Annotated in this window: 18 protein-coding genes and 1 tRNA gene; 10 read left to right on the top strand and 9 right to left on the bottom strand. The window is 63.7% G+C overall.

Annotation, left to right across the window (positions count from 1 at the left end):
* Positions 1-67: 67 nt before the first annotated feature.
* The 3 genes from Q0L62_RS07865 to Q0L62_RS07855 are packed head-to-tail and all read right to left on the bottom strand — an operon-like array spanning position 68 to position 4,130.
* Positions 68-418: a hypothetical protein gene (locus tag Q0L62_RS07865; protein WP_296678641.1), complete on the bottom strand. Its 351-nt coding sequence runs from the start codon at positions 416-418 to the stop codon at positions 68-70.
* A 31-nt stretch (positions 419-449) separates the two neighbouring features.
* Positions 450-2,453 (bottom strand): threonine--tRNA ligase, encoded by a 2,004-nt coding sequence (gene thrS, locus Q0L62_RS07860; protein WP_296678639.1) that lies wholly within the window; start codon positions 2,451-2,453, stop codon positions 450-452.
* 33 nt (positions 2,454-2,486) lie between these two features.
* Positions 2,487-4,130: an alkaline phosphatase D family protein gene (locus tag Q0L62_RS07855; protein WP_296678638.1), complete on the bottom strand. Its 1,644-nt coding sequence runs from the start codon at positions 4,128-4,130 to the stop codon at positions 2,487-2,489.
* A 154-nt stretch (positions 4,131-4,284) separates the two neighbouring features.
* Between Q0L62_RS07855 and Q0L62_RS07850 the strand changes: the two genes are divergently transcribed.
* The 7 genes from Q0L62_RS07850 to Q0L62_RS07820 all read left to right on the top strand — a co-directional run bounded on the left by Q0L62_RS07850 (position 4,285) and on the right by Q0L62_RS07820 (position 13,376).
* Positions 4,285-4,707 carry a hypothetical protein gene (locus tag Q0L62_RS07850; RefSeq protein ID WP_296678636.1) on the top strand — a complete coding sequence of 141 codons (423 nt, stop codon included), beginning with the start codon at positions 4,285-4,287 and terminating at the stop codon, positions 4,705-4,707.
* Positions 4,704-4,895 carry a helix-turn-helix transcriptional regulator gene (locus Q0L62_RS07845; protein ID WP_296678634.1) on the top strand — a complete coding sequence of 64 codons (192 nt, stop codon included), beginning with the start codon at positions 4,704-4,706 and terminating at the stop codon, positions 4,893-4,895. Before Q0L62_RS07850 ends, Q0L62_RS07845 begins: the two co-directional genes overlap by 4 nt.
* 24 nt (positions 4,896-4,919) lie before the next feature.
* Positions 4,920-5,837, top strand: a complete 918-nt coding sequence (locus Q0L62_RS07840) for an alpha/beta hydrolase (RefSeq protein WP_296678632.1) — start codon at positions 4,920-4,922, stop codon at positions 5,835-5,837.
* 169 nt (positions 5,838-6,006) lie between these two features.
* Complete coding sequence (locus tag Q0L62_RS07835; RefSeq protein ID WP_296678630.1) at positions 6,007-6,726, top strand: alpha/beta hydrolase; 720 nt, start codon at positions 6,007-6,009, stop codon at positions 6,724-6,726.
* A 16-nt stretch (positions 6,727-6,742) separates the two neighbouring features.
* Complete coding sequence (locus Q0L62_RS07830) at positions 6,743-7,594, top strand: hypothetical protein (protein ID WP_296678627.1); 852 nt, start codon at positions 6,743-6,745, stop codon at positions 7,592-7,594.
* Entirely contained in the window at positions 7,591-8,571 is a 981-nt protein-coding gene (locus tag Q0L62_RS07825) for an LLM class flavin-dependent oxidoreductase (protein ID WP_296678625.1), read from the top strand. Before Q0L62_RS07830 ends, Q0L62_RS07825 begins: the two co-directional genes overlap by 4 nt.
* A 131-nt stretch (positions 8,572-8,702) precedes the next feature.
* Positions 8,703-13,376, top strand: coding sequence for an NAD-glutamate dehydrogenase domain-containing protein (locus tag Q0L62_RS07820; RefSeq protein WP_296678623.1), 4,674 nt, complete (start codon positions 8,703-8,705; stop codon positions 13,374-13,376).
* Here the strand turns inward: Q0L62_RS07820 and queG are convergent.
* Positions 13,373-14,443, bottom strand: a complete 1,071-nt coding sequence (queG, locus tag Q0L62_RS07815; RefSeq protein WP_296678621.1) for a tRNA epoxyqueuosine(34) reductase QueG — start codon at positions 14,441-14,443, stop codon at positions 13,373-13,375. The genes Q0L62_RS07820 and queG overlap by 4 nt on opposite strands.
* A gap of 68 nt (positions 14,444-14,511) precedes the next feature.
* Between queG and Q0L62_RS07810 the strand changes: the two genes are divergently transcribed.
* The 3 genes from Q0L62_RS07810 to Q0L62_RS07800 all read left to right on the top strand — a co-directional run bounded on the left by Q0L62_RS07810 (position 14,512) and on the right by Q0L62_RS07800 (position 18,163).
* Positions 14,512-15,477: an ABC transporter ATP-binding protein gene (locus Q0L62_RS07810; protein ID WP_296678619.1), complete on the top strand. Its 966-nt coding sequence runs from the start codon at positions 14,512-14,514 to the stop codon at positions 15,475-15,477.
* A complete protein-coding gene (locus Q0L62_RS07805; protein ID WP_296678617.1) occupies positions 15,477-16,727 on the top strand; it encodes an ABC transporter permease in 1,251 nt (416 codons plus the stop codon). Before Q0L62_RS07810 ends, Q0L62_RS07805 begins: the two co-directional genes overlap by 1 nt.
* A gap of 98 nt (positions 16,728-16,825) precedes the next feature.
* A complete protein-coding gene (locus Q0L62_RS07800) occupies positions 16,826-18,163 on the top strand; it encodes a cytochrome P450 (RefSeq protein ID WP_296678615.1) in 1,338 nt (445 codons plus the stop codon).
* A gap of 12 nt (positions 18,164-18,175) precedes the next feature.
* On the opposite strand, the gene Q0L62_RS07795 is transcribed toward Q0L62_RS07800, so the two are convergent.
* From Q0L62_RS07795 to Q0L62_RS07775, 5 genes are all read right to left on the bottom strand, one after another.
* Positions 18,176-19,960 carry a hypothetical protein gene (locus tag Q0L62_RS07795; protein WP_296678614.1) on the bottom strand — a complete coding sequence of 595 codons (1,785 nt, stop codon included), beginning with the start codon at positions 19,958-19,960 and terminating at the stop codon, positions 18,176-18,178.
* Positions 19,957-20,364 (bottom strand): GtrA family protein, encoded by a 408-nt coding sequence (locus tag Q0L62_RS07790; RefSeq protein WP_296678612.1) that lies wholly within the window; start codon positions 20,362-20,364, stop codon positions 19,957-19,959. The genes Q0L62_RS07795 and Q0L62_RS07790 overlap by 4 nt, the downstream gene beginning before the upstream one ends.
* Before the next feature lie 14 nt (positions 20,365-20,378).
* Positions 20,379-21,974 (bottom strand): NAD(P)/FAD-dependent oxidoreductase, encoded by a 1,596-nt coding sequence (locus Q0L62_RS07785; RefSeq protein ID WP_296678610.1) that lies wholly within the window; start codon positions 21,972-21,974, stop codon positions 20,379-20,381.
* 94 nt (positions 21,975-22,068) lie between these two features.
* Positions 22,069-22,153 (bottom strand) — tRNA-Leu (locus tag Q0L62_RS07780).
* Positions 22,154-22,204: 51 nt separating this feature from the next.
* Complete coding sequence (locus Q0L62_RS07775) at positions 22,205-22,852, bottom strand: PilZ domain-containing protein (protein ID WP_296678608.1); 648 nt, start codon at positions 22,850-22,852, stop codon at positions 22,205-22,207.
* Between the last annotated feature and the right edge of the window lie 14 nt (positions 22,853-22,866).

The following is a 22,866-nucleotide window of genomic DNA, read 5'->3' as shown; positions in this document are numbered from 1 at the left end:
GATGGTGATTTGGGCAGGAGTCAGACCGGCAACAAGAATGGCGCAAACTCCAGATGGTTCACGGCGTTCACAGGCCCGCCTTCATCGCGATGGCCCGAACGGTCACCATGTGGAACGCCGCGATCGCTAGATTGCTGAGCACGACGGGATTGGCCAGCGTACCGACCGTAACCGGTGTAGTGATTTTGTAGACGATCTGTACGATCAGCAGCGCCGCGACAAAGGCCGGAACCGGCCTGAACAACAGCCCGGCAGAGACTAGCAGAATCGCCAGATAGATCGACAGCAGGATCCCCCGCGCCGGACTGGGCGGGCCATAAGCATCTCCAGTCCAGCCCGCGCCCGACAGCAGGCTTCCGCAGACCGGGACCAGCACGGCAATGTTGAGGACCAGTGAAGCCTTGATCAACGTTTCCATCGTCATCCCCCCAGTGCGGCGTGCCGGCCGCTCAGCCGGCGCGCATGTCCGGCGGGGTAGCCTCTGCGGTGAGCAACGCGATCGCTTCGGCCAGCGGCATAACCTTCTGATGTTCAGCGCCAAGTGTCCGAAGCGCCACGGTACCCTCTTCAGCCTCGCGCTTGCCGACCACCAGCAGGTGCGGAACCTTCTTCAGGGAATGATCGCGGACCTTGTAGTTGATCTTCTCGTTGCGGGTATCGCTCTCCACCCGGATCCCGGCGGCGGCAAGCTGCGCGGTAACCTGTGCGGCATAATCATCCGCGTCCGATACGATCGTTGCCACCACGGCCTGAACCGGGGCCAGCCAGACCGGCAGCTTGCCGGCATAGTGCTCGATCAGGATCCCGATAAAGCGTTCGTAGGAGCCGAAAATCGCGCGGTGCAGCATGACCGGGCGATGCCGTTCGCCATCTTCGCCGATGTAACTGGCGTCAAGCCGTTCGGGCAACACGCGGTCGGACTGCATCGTGCCGACCTGCCAGGTCCGTCCGATCGCATCGGTCAGGTGCCATTCCAGCTTGGGGGCATAGAACGCGCCTTCGCCGGGCAGCTCTTCCCAGCCGTATTCCTCGGTTGCCAGACCCGCGTCGATCACCGCCTGGCGCAATTCCTGCTCGGCCTTGTCCCAGTCCGCGTCGGAGCCGAAGCGCTGGTCGGGACGCAGCGCCAGCTTGACCGCGTAGGTGAACCCGAAATCACGGTAGACCCGGTCGGCCAGACCGCAGAAATTGCGCACCTCGGTCACGATCTGGTCTTCGCGGCAGAAGATGTGGCCATCATCCTGGGTGAACTGGCGCACCCGCATCAGCCCGTGCAGCGCGCCGTGCGGCTCGTTGCGGTGGCAGCAACCGTTTTCGACCAGGCGCAGCGGCAGGTCGCGGTAGCTTTTGATCCCCTGGCGGAAGATCAGCACGTGGGCTGGGCAATTCATCGGTTTGAGCGCCATCCAGTCGGCATCGCCGCTGATCACCGGGCCCTCATCTTCGGTGTTGGGCACCTCGTCAGGAATGACGAACATGTTGGCGCGGTACTTGCCCCAATGGCCCGATTGTTCCCACTGCCGGGCGTCCATCACCTGCGGCGTTTTCACTTCCCTGCAACCTGAGCTTTCGACCGCGCGGCGGATGTAATCCTCCAGCTGGCGGTAGATGACATAGCCTTGCGGGTGCCAGAACACGCTGCCGTGGGCCTCGCTCTGGAGGTGGAACAGGTCCATCTCCGCCCCCAGCTTGCGGTGATCGCGCTTGGCCGCTTCTTCCAGCCGGGTCAGGTGCGCATCAAGCTGCTTCTTGTTCAGCCAGCCGGTGCCGTAGATCCGCGTCAGCTGCGCATTCTTCTGATCGCCGCGCCAGTAAGCGCCCGCCACCCGCATCAGCTTGAACGCCGCGGGATCAAGCTTGCCGGTGCTGGGCAGGTGCGGCCCGCGGCACATGTCGAGCCAGTCGGTACCGCTGCGGTAAACCGTCAGCTCCTCGCCCTCGGGCAGTTCGGCGGCCCATTCGGCCTTGAAGCGTTCGCCGTCGGCCTGCCACTTGTCGATCAGCTGCTGGCGCGACCAGACCTCGCGCGTCAGCGGCTTGTCAGCGCGGATAATCGCGCGCATCTGCTCCTCGATCGCGGGCAGATCTTCCATGCTGAAGGGCGCGCGGCCTGCCGGGGCCATCACATCGTAATAGAACCCGTCGTCGGTCGAAGGCCCGAAAGTGATCTGCGTGCCCGGGAACAGCGCCTGCACCGCTTCGGCCAGCACGTGCGCATAATCATGGCGGGCCAGTTCAAGCGCATCGGCCTCGTCGCGATTGGTCACCAGGGCCAGCGCGGCATCCCCGGTAAAAGGCCGGGTCAGGTCGACCAGTTCGCCATCGATGCGCGCGGCAATCGCCGCCTTGGCCAGGCCCGGGCCGATCGCCGCAGCGACATCGGCCGGAGTGGCGCCAGCAGGCATTTCGCGAACGGAACCATCAGGCAGACTGATTTTCAAAGCATTGGTCATGGCACAGGCCCTTAGCGGGCAAGCGCGTCCGCCTCAACCGCTGACAAACTTGCGCTGTCCGGCCAGGACCGTCAGCCGCTTTGTTCCCGCCAGCGCGGTGCCGCGCTGGCGGACCGTTGCCAAGAAGCGCCATTCGCCGGTCGCCGCCTGGGGCGTCAATTCCACCGCCATATAGCCGCGCTGCGCCGTGTCGCACCATTTAAGCTGCGGGTTGCGCGCCACGATATCGCGGGCCAGCTCTGCGGGCTTGCGCCAGCCCAGCTCTTTCTCAGCCCCGGGAGAGGTGACGCTGTGCCCGGCCATTTCGACCCCGACGCGGGCGCCCTTGCGGTCAAGGTCAAAGGCCCAGGCATTGTGGCTGTCGCCCGAAAGGACCAGCAGGTTGGCGTTGGCTTCAAGTGAAGCGCGATAAAGCCGGTCTCGCGCCGCAGGATAGCCGTCCCACGCGTCCATGTTGAAAGGCAGGCCATCGCCGGCCGCTCTGGCGTAGACGGTCAGACGGTCGCGCAGCCATTCCGGCGCCTTGGCGGGCAGGCCTTCCAGCACAGCATCGGGCATGGCGAGCGCGCCCATCACCACTTCCTGGCCAAGTATCTGCCACGGCTTGCGCGCGCGGGCCGAGGTTTTGAGCGCCCGGGCCAGCCAGCTTTCCTGCGCAGCGCCAAGCAGCGTGCGGTCCGGTGCTTGCCAGACCCCGTCCCGAAACGCGTTCAGCGCGGTGTCGAGCTGATCTGGCGCCGCTGACTTTGCCGCGCCGAACAGGTCCAGCTGCTGCGATCGCGCCAGATGCCGACTTTCCAGACGGTAAAGCGAAGCCAGATCGCCGATTTCATAAGCGGCATAATAATCGTCGGAAACAGGCATCCATTCGCGGTAGACCTGCTCGGACAAGCGCTTGCGCGTGGCCCAATCGCCTTCGCCGGGCTGGTGATTTTCCGCCCCGCTTTCCCAGGTATCGTTGGCCGTTTCATGATCGTCCCACATCGCGATCATCGGCAGGATCTGATGGATCCGCTGCAAGTCGGGATCGGACCGGTATGCCGCGAACCGGGCGCGGTACTGGGCCAAGCTGACTGCCTCATCCAAAGGAGATTCGCGCCCTGAAACGACATCCCGGGCCGAGGGATATTCGCCGCGGTGGTATTCATAGAAATAATCGCCAAGATGCACCGCCAGGTCGAAATCCCCGGCTTGTGCTGCATGGGCATAGGCGTTGAAAAACCCGAACCCCAGGTTGGAGCATGAGAATACGGCCAAGCGGAAGCTCGCCACTTTGCCCATTGGCAGCGTGCGGGTGCGGCCCACATCGGACATCGCGCCGTTGGGCGCGATGAAGCGGTAGAAATACCATGTCCCAGGCCTTAGCCCGGTGGCCCAGGCCTTGACGCAGCAGTCATTGGCGGGCGAGGCGGCTACAGTTCCGCCGCTGACGACGCGGGCGAAATCGGCGCTGTCCGCCACTTCCCAGCGCAGCGCGGTATCGGCTGGCGCGGCAAAGCGCGTCCACAGCAGCACCCGATCCGGCCCCGGTTCCCCGCTGGCAACCCCGTGCGTAAAGCCGTGCGGCTGGACCGCGACGAGAGGCACCCCATATGCGGCCAGCCCCAGCGCGCCGCCGGCCAGCAACTGGCGGCGGCTGGCGGTAACTGGCGGCGCGGTCGGGGGCCTGTGGGGCATTGAAATCTCCTAGGAAAGGCGGCGAGCCTAGCGCCCCTGTATGACACTGCAATGGCGATCTTTGACAAAGTCGCATGTCTTTATGTCAACCGTGCTTGACAAAATAGTCGCCCATGTGTAAAGCACCCTTGTCATTCAGACAAAGGAGCTTTCCATGTCCCGCAAGATGTCTCCCGCCGCCCGCCGCTATACCTTGCGCCTTGCCGTGCTGATGACGGCCTATGTCGGCCTGCTGTTTTTTGCCAGGACGATTTTCGACCACGGGATGGCCCATGGCCCGATCGCCTACATCCTTGCCCTCTTGCCCGCGCTGCCGATCATCGGCGTGTTCTGGGCTGTAATGCGCCTGATCGTCGAGGAAACGGACGAGTTTGTGCGCCTTCTTCACGTCCGCCAATGCCTGGTTGCCACCGGGTTCTGCCTGACGGTGATGACCATCTGGGAATGGCTGCAGAACTTCGACCTGGTCGCGTCGGGCAACGGCGGGTTCGGTGCTGCCTTCTTCTGGTTCGCCGGGCTTGGAGTGGGCGCTCTTTACAATCGCCTGACACTGGGAACCGCCGGCGGCTGCGCATGAGAAACCGGCTCAAGGTTTTGCGCGCCGAGCGCAACTGGAGCCAGCAGGACCTGGCCGACCGGCTCGACGTGTCACGCCAGAGCGTCAACGCGATCGAGACCGGCAAGTACGATCCATCGCTTCCCCTGGCGTTCCGCATCGCCGACCTGTTTGCCTTGCCGATCGAAGACATTTTCCAGCGCGACTGATCGCGTCAACCTAAGGACCAAGCCATGAAGCATCTTGTCGCCGCCTGTGCGGCCACCCTTTCGCTCGCCCTGCTGATCCCCGCCGCCCCGTCCCATGCTCGCGCTATTCCCCTTGAACAGGCCGCGCAGCGCCTTAGCCACATTTCGGTTGTACGCCGGGGTGACGCCGGATCGCCGGTCATCCTGATCCCCGGTCTGGCAACCCCGCGCGCGGTGTGGGACGGCGTAGCGGCAAAGCTGGCGAAGGATCACCGGGTCTACCTTATCCAGGTCAATGGATTTGGCGGCGATGGGCCGGGTGGCAATCTGGATACGCCGGTACTGGCCGGGATCGTCGCAGACCTTCACGCGCTGATCCGGCATGACCGATTGAGCGGCGCTGCCGTGGTGGGCCATTCGTTGGGCGGACTGACCGCCATGATGCTGGGCCGCGATCATCCCGAAGATGCCGGACGATTGATGATTGTCGATGCGCTGCCGTTCTTCGGTGTACTGGCCACGCCGCCGGGACGGGAAGCCAGTGTCGCCGGGGTTGAACCCACCGCACAGGCAATGCGTAACGCGGTGGCGGCGACGTACGGCAAGCCAGCTGATCCCGCCATAATCGAACGTCAGACAGCGGGCCTCACTCAAACGCCAGAGGCAGCTGCGCTGGTCCGCACCTGGGCGGCCAAGGCCGACGCAAGGGTTGTTTCGCGCGCGCTGTATGAAGACATGATCACCGACCTGCGCGCCGAACTGCCGCGCATCACCGCGCCAATTACGCTGGTCTACCCCTGGACTGAGGGCCGCTTGACCGCAGACCAGACCGCCGCGTTCTATGCCGCGCAGTTTCGCGGGGCGCGCAGTTTCAAGGCGGTCGAGGTGCGGGGCGCCGGTCACTTCGTAATGCTCGATCAGCCAGCAGCTTTCGCCGCAGCGCTGGATGACTTCCTGCGCTGAAGGTTGCATCACCGCCCGCGCGCGGTCAAAGCATTCCAGGCCATTTCCTACAGCCTTGACTGCTGCCACACTTGACCCATCGCGCAAGGATTGTCGCCATTCTTGATTTTCCGGAACGCCGTGATCTTTGTCAACTTCGAGTGAGAGAGTTTTTGCCATGGAAGGTGTGATGCAACACGTGCTGCCCGATGGCCGCCGCATCGCTTATCGTCATGTAAATGGCGCCGGGCCGACAATCGTGTTCTTGCCCGGCTACATGTCGGACATGACTGGCAGCAAAGCAGTCGCAGTGTTCGACTGGGCAGAGGCGCAGGGCCGGGCCTGTCTGCTGCTGGATTATTCGGGCTGCGGGCAAAGTGACGGACTGTTTGGTGACGGCACGCTGAGCCGCTGGCGGGACGAGGTGCTGGCGCTGATCGAAGCAACCTGTCCAGGGCAGGTGGTACTGATCGGCAGTTCGATGGGCGGATGGCTGATGCTGCTGGCCGGGATGGCTTTGGGTCAGCGGCTGGCAGGCATGGTGGGGATCGCTGCTGCACCTGATTTTACTGATTGGGGCACAACAGCCGATCAGAAAACCGAATTGGCCGCCGGGCGCACGGTTTATGAAGACAACCCTTACGGCCCGAAGCCGACGCCAACCCATCCCCGGTTCTGGGCCGACGGACAGGCGCAGCGGCTGTTGGACAAGCAAATCCCGATTGATTGCCCCGTTCGCCTGCTCCACGGCCAGAACGATGCCGATGTGCCATGGGAAGTGTCGCTTCGTCTCGCCAAGGCAGTGTGTTCAGCCGATGTGCAGGTGACGCTGATCAAGGACGGCGATCACCGCCTGTCGCGCGATGCGGATATTGCGCTGCTGCTGCGCACCTTGGCCGTACTGGCCTGAATACCGGAACTCATCGATGCCTTTGCCCTTTGCCGTGCTGCTTCCCCTGTTGGCCCAGGTTGGTCCGACTGGCACCCAGATCCAGGCCCCCCTGGACATGCCCAAGCGCAAGACCGTGGTCAGCGCGCCTGCCATTACGCCGCCCAGTCCGGTGGCAAAGCGGCTGGGCGAGTGCCTGGACCTGGCGCAGTCCGATCCGGCCGCCGCCGTTACGATTGCCACTGGCTGGCGCGCCGGGACAAAGGGTTCGGCGCGCGTCCCGGCCGGGCACTGCCTGGGCCTGGCGCTTAGCGCGCAGCAATCATGGTTGCCCGCCGAAGCCGCTTTTCTGGAAGCGCGCGCGGATACTTCGGTCACCGATCAGGCCGACCGCGCCCGGCTTGGCGCAATGGCCGCCAATGCAGCGTTGGCGGCTGGGAACGCGGACCGCGCGCTGACACTGCTCGACACCGCCCACGCCGAGGCGCTGGCAGCCGCCGACGCCAGGCTGGCAGGCGAAGTGGCTATCGACCGCGCCCGCGCGCTGGTTGCCCTGAAGCGGGATAGCGACGCTTCTGCCGCGCTGGCCGAGGCGCGCACCAATGCGCCGTCAAACGCTACCGGCTGGCTGCTGTCCGCCACACTGCTGCGCCGCCAAGGCAAGCTGGGTGAAGCGCAAGGGCTGATCGAAAGGGCTGCGGTGCTTGCCCCGCTCGATCCGGACGTGGGGCTGGAAGCCGGGGTTATTGCGGTGCTGGGCTTACGGGACGAGGCGGCACGGCGCAGTTGGCAGTCGGTAATAGCTGCTGCGCCCGGCAGCGATCAGGCGCGAATCGCGAAGCAATACCTTGACCAGTTGGGCCCCGACACGTCACCATCAACCCGGTGATCCCGCTTTCCGTCCTTGATCTTGTTCCCGTGCGCGAAGGCTTTGGCCCGGCCGAGGCGCTCGCTGACGCGGCACGATTGGCGCAATGCGCCGAGAAGGCTGGCTACAAGCGATTCTGGGTGGCCGAGCACCATGCCATGGAAGGAATTGCCGGCGGCGCAACTTCGGTGGTGCTGGCGCATATCGGCAACGCCACGTCGACGATCCGGATCGGGTCTGGCGGGATCATGCTTCCCAACCACAATCCGTTCGTAATTGCTGAACAATTCGGCACGCTGGATGCGCTGTTTCCCGGCCGGATCGACCTGGGGCTGGGCCGTGCGCCCGGTGCCGACATGCGGATTGCCCAGGCGCTGCGCCGCGATCTGGCGCGGGTGTCCGAGCTTTTCCCGCAGGACGTGGTCGAGCTGCGCGCGTTGCTGACCGGCGAGCCCGACATGGGCCTGCGCGCAACGCCAGGTTACGGCGCAAAGGTGGAGATGTGGCTGCTTGGCTCCAGCCTGTTTGGTGCGCAGCTATCTGCTGCGCTGGGCTTGCCTTATGCCTTTGCATCGCACTTTGCGCCCGATCTGCTTGACCAGGCGCTGGAAGTTTACCGCCGCACGTTCCGCCCCTCTCCCGCGCTGGACAAGCCGCATGCCATGGTCGCGATGAACGTGATCGCCGCCGACAGCGACGAGGAAGCCGCGTTGCTTTGTACCTCGATGGACCAGAGCTTTGTGGGATTACGCAGCGGCAATCCCGGCAAGCTCAAGCCGCCGGTACCCGGCTATCGCCAGACTTTGCCGCCCACCGCGCTCGCCATGCTTGAGCATATGCGACAGGTCAGCGCGATCGGATCGGCGGCGACTGTCGCCGATGCCATTGCGCGGATCGCCGATCGGACCCGCGCTGACGAGATCATCGTATCGGGATCAACGTTCGATCCCGCAGCCCGCCAGCGCTCGCTCGAACTGACCATGAAGGCGCTGGCATAGCCGCTTGATGCGCGGGCAAACGCCTTGCAGTCGCATCCGCTTGCTTTTACAGTGCGCAAAATTGCTGCACCAGACAGCAATAATCTAACAAGCAGGATGCGGTGGCCCCGGCTGCCTGAGGAGCGCATAGGATGACAGCGAAGACCGCACGCAGCGGCACGAAAGCCAGCCTGGATCAGGCGATGGCCTCGCGCCTCACATCGGCCATGCTGCCCGGCGACGCGCCGTTTGCCAAGGACGACCTGGCCCGCGCGGTTGATTTCATGCTTGCTGCTGCTGCTGTGCGCAACGGAAAAGAGCCGACGATCACTCTGGAAACTGTGTCGGGCAGCGCCAGCGAACGCTTCATGCGGATCGCGGTTATCAACGATGACATGCCGTTCCTGGTGGATTCCATCGCTGCGACAATCGCTGCTGAGGGATTGGCGATTGATCGGCTGCTTCACCCGATCGTGTTGGCCAGCCGCAATGCTGCGGGCAAGCTGACCGCTATTGCAGCGGATCAGGGCCAGGCCGAATCGATGGTCTACATGGAAGTGCAGCGCGGCGACGCACGCCAGCGCCGCAAGCTGGAGCAGGGCCTGGCTGCAACCCTAGCCGATGTCCGGGCCGCAGTGCATGACTGGCCGCGCCTGCAGGCCGCGATGGCCGCCGATGCCGATCGCTGCGTCGATGCAGAAGGCGCCGCTCTGCTGCGCTGGTTCAAGGATGGCATGCTGACCCAGCTGGGCCATGTCACCCGCCGCCGCGAAGGTAACCAGACTGGCGCCTTGGGCATTTGCCGTAAAAGTGCCAGGGTCTTGCTGCGCGACGTGTCCTTTGACCGTGCCTTTGCCTGGTTTGACAAAGCGAAGAAAGGTGCGCGCCAGCCACTGATCATCAAGTCCAACCTGATCAGCACGGTCCACCGCCGTGTGCCACTCGACCTGTTCATCCTGCCGGTGATCGAAGGCGGCAAGGTTGCCGCATTGTCAGTCCATGCCGGGATCTGGACCAGCGCAGCGCTGGCCGCTGCGCCCGGTGACGTGCCGCGCCTGCGTGCCCAGCTGTCAGGCCTGGCCAAGCGGCTCGGTTTCCGGGAACATGGCCACGCCGACAAGGCGCTTGTCCATGCCCTGACCCGCCTGCCCCACGACCTGCTGATCAGCTTCACCGATGCCGATGTCGAGCGCGTCGCGGCTGCCGCGATGAGCCTGACCGATCGGCCTCGCCCAAAGCTTGCGCTCGTTCCGGCACCGCTCAAACGCCATCTGTTTACCTTTGTCTGGCTGCCGCGCGATGCAATGTCCACGGCGACGCGCCTGCGCATACAGCAGCGCCTGGTCGAGGCATGTGACGCTCCTGTTCTGGACTGGAGCACCGAGATCGAGGGCAATCTGGCGCTGCTTCGCTCGGTCCTCGACTTGCCCGAAGTGGCAAACATTCCGGATGAAGAAGCGCTCGACGCCGAACTGCAGGCCATGCTGCGCGGCTGGACCGAAGCGGTCGAAAGCGAAATTGCCGCTAGCGAGGAACCAAGCCGGGCTGCCGCCATTGCCATGCGCCACGCCGAGGCGTTCCCGCTGGCCTATCGCAGCGAATACGGCGCTGCCGAAGCCGCTCTGGATATTGCCCGTCTGCGCCGCGTGGCCGCGGATGGCGAGCCCGGCCCGCGCCGTGCCACACGCCTGCACATGATGGCCGAAGACGGGCCCGGCATGGCCCGGCTCAAGCTCTACCAGAGGCACGGCTCCCTCGCCCTGTCTGACGTGGTTCCAGCGCTGGAGAACTTCGGATTCCGCGTGATTGAAGATGTGCCAACCGATCTTGACGATGGACGCCTGGGAACGATCCACGATTTCCTGCTGGGCCTGCCAGCCGGGCTTGAGGCCGCACAGTTGCTCAAACGGTCTGACGCGATTGAGGCGGCCGTGTCCGATGTGCTCAACGGCGCGGCCGAGGACGATCCGTTCAACCGCCTGATCACATCCGTCTTGCTCCACGCGCACGAAGCAAACTGGCTGCGCGCGTGGTACCGCTACCTGCGTCAGGCGGGGAACAACTTCTCGATCGCGACTGCGGTCGATGCCCTGCAGCGCGCGCCGGTGGTTACCCGCGGACTGGTCGAACTGTTTGTAGCCCGTCACGACCCTGCTTTTCGCGGCGACCGGGCCAAGGGCGAGGCCCACGCCCAGACCATCATCCGTGACGGCCTTTCGCAGGTTTCGGCAATCAACGACGACCGTTTGCTGCGGCAGTTCCGCGCGCTGGTCGAAGCGATGCTGCGGACTAACGCCTTCGCCCCCGCCGCGGCCGAGGCGCTGGCCTTCAAGCTTGATTCTGCGCTGGTCCCAGGTCTGCCCAAGCCGCTGCCGTGGCGTGAAATCTTCGTCTATTCGCGCCGGGTCGAAGGGGTCCACCTGCGGGCCGGACCGGTGGCGCGCGGTGGGCTGCGTTGGTCAGACCGGCGCGACGATTTCCGCACCGAAGTGTTGGGCCTGATGAAGGCACAGCGGGTGAAGAACGCCGTGATCGTGCCGACCGGGGCCAAAGGCGGGTTCTATCCCAAACAGCTGCCCGATCCCCGTCAAGACCGCGATGGTTGGCTGATTGAGGGCAAGGAGAGCTACAAGGTCTTCATCCGCACGCTGCTGTCAATTACCGACAACATCGTCGGGGCCAATGTTGTTCACCCAAACGCCGTGGTTATACGCGACGGCGAAGATCCCTATTTCGTGGTCGCCGCCGACAAGGGCACTGCAACCTATTCAGACACAGCCAACGCGCTGGCAGAGGAACGTGACTTCTGGCTGGATGACGCCTTTGCAAGCGGCGGCTCCAAGGGTTACGACCACAAAGCGATGGGCATCACTGCCAAAGGTGCGTGGCTGTCGGTTCAGCGGCACTTCCTGGAAATGGGCATCGACGTGCAGTCCGATCCGGTGCGCGTTGCAGGCTGCGGCGATATGTCGGGCGACGTGTTCGGCAACGGCATGCTACTGTCGAAATCGATCAGGCTGGTTGCGGCATTCGACCATCGCCATATCTTCCTCGACCCCGATCCCGATCCAGCCAAGAGCTGGAAGGAGCGCGCGCGGATGTTCGCCCTGCCGCGTTCCAGCTGGGAAGACTACAACGCCAGGCTGATCAGCAAGGGTGGAGGTGTCTTTGCACGCACGCTCAAGGACATTCCGCTGTCGCCCCAGGTTCAGACCATGTTGGGCCTCGACCAGCCGAGCATCGATCCTGACGGGCTCATCACCGCCATACTCAAGGCGCAGGTCGATTTGCTGTGGTTCGGCGGGATCGGCACCTATGTGAAGGCCGCGGCTGAAAACAACGCCCAGGTTGGTGATCCGGCCAACGACGCGCTGCGGATCGATGGCGAAGAACTGCGTGTACGCGTGATCGGCGAAGGCGCCAATCTGGGAACAACCCAGGCTGGTCGCATTGCCTTCGCTCTCAGCGGCGGGCGCATCAACACCGATTTCATCGACAATTCGGCCGGGGTCGATTGCAGCGACAACGAAGTCAACATCAAGATCGCGCTAGCCAGCGCCAAGCGTGCAGGACGGCTAAGCGAACCGGCCCGCGTCCGCCTGCTCGAGGCGATGACCGACGAGGTTGCCGCAATCGTGCTTGAGGACAACCGGCTTCAGGCGCTGGCCCTGTCGATCGCTCAGGCCGGCGGTGCGGCGGCGATGGGCTCGCACTTGCGGCTGGTCGAAGCACTGGAAGCAGCCGGTCAGCTTGACCGCAAGACCGAAGGCCTGGGACCCAGCGACGTGCTGCTGCGCCGTGCCATGGATGGACAAGGTCTGACCCGGCCTGAACTGGCGGTGCTGCTCTCCAGCGCCAAGCTGGCGCTGCAGGACGCGCTTGAGCATTCAACGGTGGTCGACGATCCCGGCTTGGGTGACGAGGTGATCGCCAAGTTCCCGGTGCCGATGCAGGCCAAGTTTAAACGCGACATCCTGCACCACCGCCTGCGCCGCGAAATCATCGCGACCCGCCTGTCGAACCGGCTCGTCAATCGGCTGGGCCTGATTCATCCCTTCGAACTGGTCGACGAGGAAGGGGCCACGCTGGCGCAGGTCACGTCCGCCTTTGTCGCCGTGGAACAGTTGTTCGGCCTGAGCGCCGTTTGGCAAGCGATCGAAACGACACCGATGCCCGAGGCAGCGCGCATCCTGCTGTTCGACCGCGCTGCCGCCGCAACGACCGACCACATGGCCGACATGTTGCGCGCGGGCGGCGGATCGACCCTGCCATCGAAATTGATCAACGACTTTGCCGCTGGCGTGAAGGCACTGACCCACGACAGCGAAGCGCTGTTGGCGAGCGAGGCAAAAAGCCATTCGGTCCGGATGCGCGCCGATCTGGCCGCAGCTGGAGCACCCGAACGAGTAGCAGCGATGGTTGCCAAACTGTTCGATCTGGACGGCACCATCGGCTTGGCGCTGCTGGCCCGGGATTGCGGAGTGCCGGCCCGCGCAATCACTCAGGCCTTTACCAGGCTTGGTGCCGACCTTGGCCTGGACTGGGCTCAAGTGACTGCCGCGCGGATGAGCCCGTCGGACCCGTGGGAGCGCTTGCTGGTCAACGGCCTGGCCCGCGATTTCCAACAAATGCGGCTGGATTTTCTCCGACGCACGATGGGCCGCAAGCGCGATCCCGCCCAAGCTGTAGCAACCTGGACTGAAACGCAGGCTCCGGCAATTCGCCAGTTTCGCTCGGTCGTGGCGCGGGCACAGGGCGCTACGCCAGTTGCCCCGGCGATGCTGGCACAACTGGCCAGTCAGGCTCGAAACCTGCTGACCCGCTAGGCTTTCAATTCTGCCAGGGCCCACCGGGCGGCTTCGGCCACTACCGGATCAGGATCAGCGGTGAGATCGTTGACTTGCTGCAAAAGTCCTGCATCGCCGCTGTTGCCCGCTGCGTAGAGACAATTGCGCACGAATCGGCTGCGCCCGATCCGCTTGATCGGTGAACCGGAGAACAGTGCGCGAAAACCTTCATCATCGAGCGCAAGCAAATCGCCCAGGCGCGGCGCGGTCAGTTCCGCACGCGGCAAAAAGGCCTGCGTCCGGTGCGCGGTGTCGGCAAACTTGTTCCACGGGCACACCGCCAGACAATCATCGCAGCCATAGATGCGGTTGCCCAGCGCTTTGCGGAACTCCAGCGGCACCGCCTCTTTAAGTTCGATTGTCAGGTAGGAAATGCAGCGCCGCGCGTCGACCACGTAGGGACTGGGAAAGGCATCTGTGGGACAGGCCGCCTGGCAGGCAGTGCACGATCCGCAGTGGTCGGCCTCGGCGTGGTCTGGCGCAAATGCCAGGGTGGTGTAGATCGATCCCAGGAACAGCCACGACCCATGTTCCCGGCTGACCAGGTTGCTGTGCTTGCCCTGCCAGCCCAGCCCGGCTGCCTCGCCCAGCGGCTTTTCCATGACTGGCGCGGTATCGACAAACACCTTGACGCCAATATCGCCCAGTCCGCGCGCCGCCGCCTCGGCAACCAGCCAGCGGGCCAGGTTTTTGAGCGCCTTCTTGACTGTATCGTGATAGTCGCGCCCTTGGGCATAAACCGAAATGCGGCCGCGATCAGGGGATTTTCCCAGCGCCAACGGATTGGTAGACGGGGCATAGCTCATCCCCAGAGCAACCACGCTGCGCGCCTCGGCCCACAGCCCTACCGGGCTACGTCGGTGGCCAGCGCGGACCTCCATCCACTCCATTGTGCCGTGCATCCCGGCGTCCAGCCATTCCTCTAACCGCGCCGCTCGCAGCGGGTCTTGGGCCGCCGCGGCAACGCCGCAGGCGACAAAGCCCAGCCGCCGCGCTTCCGCGGCAAGATCATGCTTGAGCGATTGCACTGACGACAAATTAACCAAACTTCCTGTTGCTCCTGTTCACGCGGTCTCCATAAGGCAAGGCGATGATGAAGCTAGGGGAAGGTCCGATGACGAGCAACGCGGACGCGGCGGCCATACGGCCGCTCGCGATCGAGGCGCGCGGTCTGGTCAAGCGGTTCGATGGCTTCACCGCCGTGGGCGGGGTCGATCTGGCTGTACCCGAAGGTTCGATATACGGCGTGCTGGGCCCCAACGGTGCCGGCAAGACCACAACGCTGCGGATGCTGCTGGGCATCATCGATCCCGATGAAGGCCTGCGCCGCGTGCTGGGGCATGACCGCCCGCACGAGGTCGCTCACGCTATCGGCTACCTGCCTGAGGAACGCGGACTATATCCGGCAATGAAAGCCTATGAAGCGATCGCCTTTCTGGGATCGCTGCGCGGTCTGCCGCTGGTTGAGGGCCGCCGGCGCGGCAAGGAACTGCTGGAAGAACACGGCCTTGGCTACGCCATCGACCGGCAGATCCGGCAGCTGTCCAAGGGTATGGCACAGCAGGTCCAGTTGCTTGGCACCCTGGTTCACGAACCGCGCCTGGTTGTGTTTGACGAACCGTTCTCGGGCCTTGATGCGCTCAACCAGGGCAAGCTGGAAAAAATGATCCGCGGGCTGGCGGCCAAGGGTACCACTGTGATCTTTTCAACCCACGTCATCGCCCATGCCGAACGGCTGTGCGACGAGGTTGCGATCATTGCCGGGGGCAAGGTGCCGTTTGCCGGAGCGGTCGATGTGGCACGTGACCGAATCCGCCCGCAGGTGCGGCTCGAAACCCGGGCGGCTGATGGCCCGTGGCGCAGGGCGCTGCCCGCCGATGCCCGAAACGAGGGCGCGTTCTGGCTGTTCAATCTGCCCGAAAGCGGAATTGAGCCATTGCTGCGGGCGCTGATCGAAGGTGAGGCGGGGATCCTTTCGCTGTCGATCGAACGCGCTGGCCTTCACGATGCCTTTGTCGCCATCGCGGGTGAAGCTGCGGCGCGTGCGCTGGAAGAAGACAAGCCCGAGGAGCCACGCTGATGAGCAATCCCACGGGCGGACGCCTGTCGACCCTGGCCGCAGCCTATGTTGTGGCGCGCCGCGATTTTGTCGCCATCCTGTTTTCACGCAGTTTCATCTTCTTCCTACTTGGCCCGCTATTCCCGCTGCTGGTTGGCGGGCTGGCCGGGGGGATCGGTGCCAAAGTCCAGCAGAATGTCGAACCGGCAAAGCTGGGCATCGCCATGACCGAGTTCGATATCCTGTCCATGACGCGTGCGCGCCACGTACTTGCCGGCAAGCTCGATGGTCAGGTCCCTGAACTTGTTGAGGTCAGGCGCCTGAAGCCGGGCGATGCATTTGATCCGGCACTGGCTATGCGTGATACCAAGGCCAACCTGGGCGCGATCGTTAGCGGCACCCCGCAGGCCCCGGTACTGACCGGGCCGGTCGACCGGGTAGAGCGCTGGAAGGGCGAGGTTGAACTGATCGCCGCAGAAGCCGCCGGCATGGGGCCCAAGATTACGCCCGTTGTGACCATGGGCAAGCTGACCGGCAGCACGGCCGATACCAAGCGCAGCCGCGTCGTCACCGCGCAGATGGGCCAGGTGGTATTGTTCCTGCTCACCATGTTGTTAGCCGGCATGGTTTTGTCCAATCTGGTCGAGGAAAAGGGCAACAAGATCATCGAAGTCCTTGCTGCGGCGATCCCGATGGACGCTGTGTTCCTGGGCAAGCTGTTTGCCATGCTGGCTGTGTCGTGGGTCGGTCTGACGGTATGGGGGGTGATGATCGGTTCGGTTTTTGCCAGTGCCGGACAGGGGTTGGGCTCGATGCCGGCCCCGGCGGTAGGCTGGCCGGTGTTTTTTGGTCTGGCGGTGATCTATTTCTCGCTTGCCTACCTGCTGCTGGGATCGTTGTTCCTGGCAATCGGGTCGATGGCAACTACGGTGCGCGAAGTGCAGACTTTGTCGATGCCGGTATCGATGCTGCAACTGCTGAACTTCTTCTTCGCCAGTTGGGCCATGTCGAAACCCGGCAGCGGCGCAGAGATCGCCGGGGCAGTCATCCCGTTCAGCTCGCCCTTCACCATGATCGCGCGGGCAGCGCAGGACGCGGCCCTGTGGCCGCACTTGCTTGGCATCGCCTGGCAGGTGCTGTGTGTGGCGATCCTGGTCCGGCTGGGCGCAAGGCTGTTCCGTAAGTGGGTAATGAAGAGCGGCCCTGCCGGGACGCGCAAGCGGCGCTGGTTTTCACGGAAAAGCAAAAATGCAGCGCCAGTAGCCGCCTGATCCGGGCAGCGTGCGCTATTGACATTCTGGTAAGTTCGGCGGGATAAGTCTCATGCAGAAACGCATCGCGCATTGACGCGGGCGGAGAGGACTAAAGCATGGCGACCCAAGCAACCGCTCCGGATCAGGCCTTCACCTATCGCCGGTCACCGACCGCGATGGAAGCATTCGACGCCTGGCTGAAAGAACACGGGCAGGATTTGCCGCGACACACCGAAAAGTGGGACGTCAGCCGCAGCGACATCTACGTTGAGGATAAATGGCAACCGATCTTTGCCGCGATGCGGGCTGAGGCGCCGATCAATAAAGTCACTGAAAGTCCTTACGGGGCGTACTGGAACGTCTCTACCGTCAAGACCATACAGCATGTCGAATCGCTGCCCGAGCTGTATTCCTCGTCGTGGCAATACGGCGGCATCACAATTGGCGATCCGCCGCCGGATATCGATCCGGCCGTATTGGCCGAACGTCAGCTGCCGATGTTCATCGCGATGGACCGGCCCGAACACACCGGCCAGCGCCGCACCGTGGCCCCCGCCTTCACCCCGGGCGAAATTGCCTTCATGGAAGCTGAAGTGCGGGAACGCACCGCCGCAACGCTGGACACCCTTCCGTTTGGCGAGCAGTTCGACTGGGTTGACAAGGTCTCGATCGAACTGACCACCGGCATGCTGGCTATCCTGTTCGGTTTTCCGTGGAAGGACCGCCGCCTGTTGACATACTGGTCTGATTGGGCAGGCGATGTCGAACTGGGCCTGGCGCGCGAACTGATTGACGTACGCCACGAAATCCTGCTGGAGATGGGGCACTATTTCCAGCGACTGTGGGTCGAACGCTCTGGCGCAGAGCCCAGCCGCGACCTCATATCCATGATGCTGCATTCTGATGCGATGAACCATATGAGCCCGCAGGAGTTCATGGGCAATCTGGTGCTGCTGATCGTCGGCGGCAACGATACCACTCGCAACACAATGTCGGGCATCGTCCATGCGCTTGACCAGTTTCCCGACCAGCGCGCGCTGTTTGAGGCAGATCCCTCAGTCATCCCCAACGGGGTGCAGGAATGCATCCGCTATGTGACGCCGCTGGCCCACATGCGCCGCACCGCGACCGCCGATGCGGATCTGTTCGGACACCAGATCAGCAAGGGCGACAAACTGATCCTATGGTATCTGTCGGCCAACCGTGACGAGACGGTGTTCGACAATCCAGACAAGCTGATCTTGAATCGCGAAAACGCGCGGCGCCACGTCGCTTTCGGCTATGGCATCCACCGCTGTGTCGGCGCGCGGCTGGCAGAACTGCAACTGAAAATCCTGCTGGAAGAAATGCATAAACGTCGCATGCGTGTGCATGTCACTGGCAAGGTTGAGCGGGTGCGCGCTAATTTTGTGCACGGCTTCCGCAAACTGGAAACCACAATCGAAAGGTTCTGATCCGGCTGGCCCTCAGCGGGTGTTGACGGCAAAGGCCAGCAGCCCGCTTTCGCGCGGCATCGGCAGCGGGGTAAGCCAATCGGGGATGCGCCCGTCGGACAGCCGTGCAGCCAGACCATTGGGGCTGAGCGAACGGTAAACGCCAACCTCGTTCGATTGCACATCAAGAACCACATAACGCGCGCCGTGGCGGGCAAGGATCGTGCGGGCAACAGGCGGATCAACCAGGAAGCCGACCATGACGTCATGCATCGAAGCTGCCCCGCGATGGTGGCCGGTGGCAACTACAGCGTGTGCAGTATGCAGCAATATGCGCGGCCCTTCATCAAGGGGGGCAAATATGGTGCCGCGCGGCAAAGCGCCCAGCGCTGCGGCTGCAATTCGGGGATCGCGCGTGCTGACGGATCCATTGGCGGCAGTCGCTGTACTGGAAGCATCGTCCTGTTCCAGGCCCAGTGCTGACTGCGCGAAATAGACTGGCAGCGCAGGCATCACGCAGACTAGCAGTAGCGCGGCCAGGCCAAGCTTGCGGGGAAGGCCGCGCGCCGTTTCCAGCCGCGCGCCCAGCGAACGGACCAGCCAGGCCAGCGGCACCAGGGCAAAGGCAATGGCAAAAGCCATCGAACGCAGAACCATCGTCCCCAACAGCAAACTGCCGGCAAGCAAGAGAAGATAATCGAGCCGCTGCGACCGTTCATCGTCCGCGGCGTTCCGCCACAGCGCGACGGCAGCGACCAGCCCGGCAAAGGGCGGAACGACCCACTGCACCATGGCTGGCGCATCAAGCCACCACACCGGCAGGCCTTCAAGCACATTGTCGTGCCATGCCGTCTTGAGCAATGGGTCGAGAGAACCGAAGGGTCCGGCCAGACAGGCCGGGGCGATTGCCACCAGCACCACACCGGCAGCAGCTCCGCTGATGGCCAGGCCAGCGGCTATGCGCAGCGGCGAAGCGCCGGCGAGCCGCACGGTGATCGCGCTGCCGCAGGCGGCGAGGCACAGGCTGGCGAGGTATGCAGGTGAAACGGCGTCGCAATAATTGGTCCAGTCGGGCCCGCGGGTCAGCGCAAACGCAACGACCGAACCGCCTGCCAGCGCGATCATGAAAGTGATGAAACGCTCGCTTTGCTGGGGGCGGCGCAGCCACGAAAAGGCCAGGACAGCGGCGAACAGCGCCGCAACCGGCAGCAATTCAAGGCTGATAGCCATGCCGATCGCTAGACTGAATCCGGCAATTCGCCCCCCGCGCCGAGCTTCGGGATCGGTCAGGCCAAGCAGCGCGCCCAGGGCGGCAACGATCTGCCAGCCGTGATGATCGACCCGGGTCGGCAGGATCTGGGTGACGATCGGGAACGAGGTTCCCGCCAGTACCGCGCAGTAACCCGCCAGCTGACTGTCGAACAGGCGCCGGGCGATGCGCGCAAGGAGTATCAGGATGACACCGAATGTAGCCAAGGGAACGGCTACACTGGCCGCCTGCTCGGCCAGAGTTGCGCCGAGTACCGGGCGCAGGATCATCTCCACCGCAGCAATCGGCAGATCGACCAGCCGCGACCAGTGCATGACCACACCTTGTGGTGGATCGATGCGGTACTGGTGGAGGTCGAACCAGCCTTGACCCGCCAGCAGATCACGCACCTGGACCAGGCGCAGGGTATCATCGGGATCGGCCTGCTTGAGGGCTGCAATATATGGCCAGCGGTAAATCAGATAGAGCGCGGCAAAGCCGAACCAGAATGGCAAGATCCGGCCCAGCACCCCGGCGGGCTGCGCCGGTGCGGTGCCCGGCAGATTCATGCCTGCACGCGGGTTCGAAAGATCACCGCCTTGCGCAGCATCCAGGTCAGCGTGAAGCTGGCGCCAATCGCGACCAGCTTTGCCAGCCGCGGATCGATTCCCAGATGAGTAGCCGCACCGACGATGGCAGTAGTCAGCGCCAGTCCCAGCAAGGCCGACAGCACGAACAGCGCCTTTTGCCGCGTCCGTTCAGGACCGCGCGCGGCGACCCCTTCGGCAAACACCGCACGGCTGGACAGCAGCCAGTGCGCGACGATCCCCAGCGAATAGCCAATGGTCGCCGCCAGCATGGCAGCCGTGCCGGCATAAAGCAGGGTCAGGAACGTGCCCATGTCCACCCCCAAAGCCAGCACGCTGGCGAGGAGGTAGCGAATGAGGACGATGTCGGCAGCGCGGCGCAGCATCGCGGTTCTCCCGATCAGGCGGCGTCGCGCTTGGCCGGAGCGATCCGTTCCGGAACATCGCGGACCGAAGCGAGTGCGGCGGCCTGGTCTTCGCTGACCTCGCGGCGCGGCGCGGCAGGCAGGACGCGCTCGGCGCCTTCGTCTCCGGCTTCGTGGTATTCGGCATCCTCATTGACGCACCAGGTGTCGTAAACGCGTTCACCGGCCTTGATGTTCTCGACCGTAAGCATGGCGGTCATCATCGCGTGGTCCTGGTTGTTGTAGCGGTGCATGCCGTTGCGGCCGACCAGGTGCAGGGTCGGATGGACCGCTTCGAGTTCGTGGCGCATGGCAGCGACATGGCTGGCATAGTCCTCGTCATAAACCGGATAGGCCTTTTCCTGCCGCACGACCGCGCCGCCGAACACCTGATCGGCGGAAACCAGACCAAGCTGGGCCAGTTCGCGGGTAGCAAGATCGATCAGGTCGTCGTCGCTCATCGACCACAATCCGTCGCCTTCGAAACAGAAGTATTCAAGCCCGACGCAGGCTACCGATTCGTCCGGCACCATTTCGGGCGACCACGAACGGAAGTTCTGGATCCGGCCGACCTTGACCTTGCTGTCATGGATGTAAATCCAGTTATCGGGGAACAGGTCGTCCGAGCGGATTTTGAGCGCCACGGTCAGAAAGTCGCGGTAACGCAGTTCCTTGGCGTTGAGGCTGGTATCGGGCAGCGGATGCAGCCGCGCCGCCAGTTCGCGCATCGGCGCTGAACTGATCGCATGACGCGCGCTGATCACCGTATCGCCCTGCGGGCCGGTTGCGGTCATGCGCCAGCCGCCCTGGCCATCACCGGCAAGCTGCTTGAGCGCGTGACCCATCAGAACTTCGCCTTTGCCGGTCGCGGCGATCTTGTCGCGCGCAGCGTCCCACATCATGCCGGGGCCCTGGCGGGGATAGCGGAATGTTTCGAGCAGGGTTTTGACTTCCTGCCCGTCGTTGGGGCGTTTGTTAAGGCCCAGGCTGCGCTTCAGGCCGTCTACAACCGCACCCCACAGCGAGAGCCCCTTGATCCGCTGAGCGGCCCAGTCGGCGCTCATTTCGTCGCACGGCATGCCCCAGACCTTTTCGGTATAGGTCTTGAAAAAGATCGAATAGAGCTTCCAGCCGAACTGGTTGACCGTCCAGTCCTCAAAGCTTTTGACCTTCTTGTTCGGGAACACCTGCGCCTTGGCAAAGCTGACCATGCACAGGGTCGAACGGATGATCCCCAGGTTGAACAGCGCCTCGAAAGCGCGCAGGGGATAGGAATAGAACTTGCCCTCGTAATAGATGCGGCTCATCCGCGGGCGCTGGATAAAATCATCGGGCAGGATTTCGTTCCACAGATCGACGACTTGCTGGCTCTTCGAAAAGAACCGGTGGCCGCCGATATCAAAGCGGTAGCCTTCGTGTTCGACCGTGCGGCTGATGCCGCCGACATAGGTGTCGTCTTTTTCGATGATCGCAACAGTCAAGCCCGCCTTGGTCAGCAGGTAACCGGCGGTCAGCCCGGCCGGACCCGCCCCGATGATCGCTACGTCTACCTGCTGCGCTGCAGTGCCGGAATTCGAAAGAGTATTACCCACGCCTGTGCCCCCGTCTGGAATTGAGGGCAGGAGTGAAGGAAATTGGCTAATTGATGGTTAACGCCCGCGCATTTTCGCGCATCGGACCTGGCGCTGGTGCGGACGGTGGGACTCGAACCCACACGATCAAGGATCAGGGGATTTTAAGTCCCCGGCGTCTACCATTCCGCCACGTCCGCCTGTGCGCCGTGCTGTGACGAAAGGGCGCGCGCTTGTCCAGAGCAGCGCGTTCAGCCCTTGTCCCGGACAAGCGGGGCCGCCTCGTCCGCACCCAGATGAACATGGGCCAGCAACCGGGCTAGCTGTTCCATGGTCAGGCTGCGCTGCAGGACCAGCCCGTGAACCGGTCCGCGACGCCACCGAACCCGGGCTGCGCCCAGGGCAATGGAGTCATGCGCGATCGTCACTTCCTTGCGCAGCGGCAGCGCTGTAGCGATTTCGATCGAGACACCCAGCAGCGAAATATCCCGCAACTGGGCCTTGTGCTGAACCGCGCCATCGCTGACCACGATGTCGCGGGTCAGTTTAAGGCGCAAGGAACGGCGCGGAAAAGGAGTGCTTTCGCGGACCAGCTCGGTCACGTCGATCCCCTGGTGCAGAAAGCGGAAACCCGCGTGCGAATCGCGTTCCCACACCGGTTCGACGGTGAAGCATTGTCCATTGCCCAGCTCCAGCTTGAGCGGACGTTCCGCCGGTAGCCGGTGGAACAGCCGCGCCTTCAGACCGGTCGATGATACGTCACGCAGGATGCACAGAAATTCGGCCGATGGGCTGATCAGCTTTGCCGCCCGCAGCAGCAGCGAAACCCGCGGGGCCGTGCGCGCCTCGGCATCCGGATTTGCTGCGGCATTGCCATGATCGGCCAGCGCAACCTTCATACGTCCTCCATCCA

The organism is Novosphingobium sp. (assembly GCF_024642085.1).
In the GTDB taxonomy this organism is placed as follows: domain Bacteria; phylum Pseudomonadota; class Alphaproteobacteria; order Sphingomonadales; family Sphingomonadaceae; genus Novosphingobium.
The sequence above is the reverse complement of the archived record's forward strand: the minus strand, read 5'-3'. Positions and strand labels throughout refer to the sequence as shown.

Coding starts and splice junctions, on each gene's coding strand:
- Q0L62_RS07865 (WP_296678641.1), bottom strand. CDS start 418: ATGGAAACGTTGATCAAGGCTTCACTGGTCCTCAACATTGCCGTGCTG.
- thrS (WP_296678639.1), bottom strand. CDS start 2,453: ATGACCAATGCTTTGAAAATCAGTCTGCCTGATGGTTCCGTTCGCGAA.
- Q0L62_RS07855 (WP_296678638.1), bottom strand. CDS start 4,130: ATGCCCCACAGGCCCCCGACCGCGCCGCCAGTTACCGCCAGCCGCCGC.
- Q0L62_RS07850 (WP_296678636.1), top strand. CDS start 4,285: ATGTCCCGCAAGATGTCTCCCGCCGCCCGCCGCTATACCTTGCGCCTT.
- Q0L62_RS07845 (WP_296678634.1), top strand. CDS start 4,704: ATGAGAAACCGGCTCAAGGTTTTGCGCGCCGAGCGCAACTGGAGCCAG.
- Q0L62_RS07840 (WP_296678632.1), top strand. CDS start 4,920: ATGAAGCATCTTGTCGCCGCCTGTGCGGCCACCCTTTCGCTCGCCCTG.
- Q0L62_RS07835 (WP_296678630.1), top strand. CDS start 6,007: ATGCAACACGTGCTGCCCGATGGCCGCCGCATCGCTTATCGTCATGTA.
- Q0L62_RS07830 (WP_296678627.1), top strand. CDS start 6,743: ATGCCTTTGCCCTTTGCCGTGCTGCTTCCCCTGTTGGCCCAGGTTGGT.
- Q0L62_RS07820 (WP_296678623.1), top strand. CDS start 8,703: ATGACAGCGAAGACCGCACGCAGCGGCACGAAAGCCAGCCTGGATCAG.
- Q0L62_RS07810 (WP_296678619.1), top strand. CDS start 14,512: ATGACGAGCAACGCGGACGCGGCGGCCATACGGCCGCTCGCGATCGAG.
- Q0L62_RS07805 (WP_296678617.1), top strand. CDS start 15,477: ATGAGCAATCCCACGGGCGGACGCCTGTCGACCCTGGCCGCAGCCTAT.
- Q0L62_RS07800 (WP_296678615.1), top strand. CDS start 16,826: ATGGCGACCCAAGCAACCGCTCCGGATCAGGCCTTCACCTATCGCCGG.
- Q0L62_RS07795 (WP_296678614.1), bottom strand. CDS start 19,960: ATGAATCTGCCGGGCACCGCACCGGCGCAGCCCGCCGGGGTGCTGGGC.
- Q0L62_RS07790 (WP_296678612.1), bottom strand. CDS start 20,364: ATGCTGCGCCGCGCTGCCGACATCGTCCTCATTCGCTACCTCCTCGCC.
- Q0L62_RS07775 (WP_296678608.1), bottom strand. CDS start 22,852: ATGAAGGTTGCGCTGGCCGATCATGGCAATGCCGCAGCAAATCCGGAT.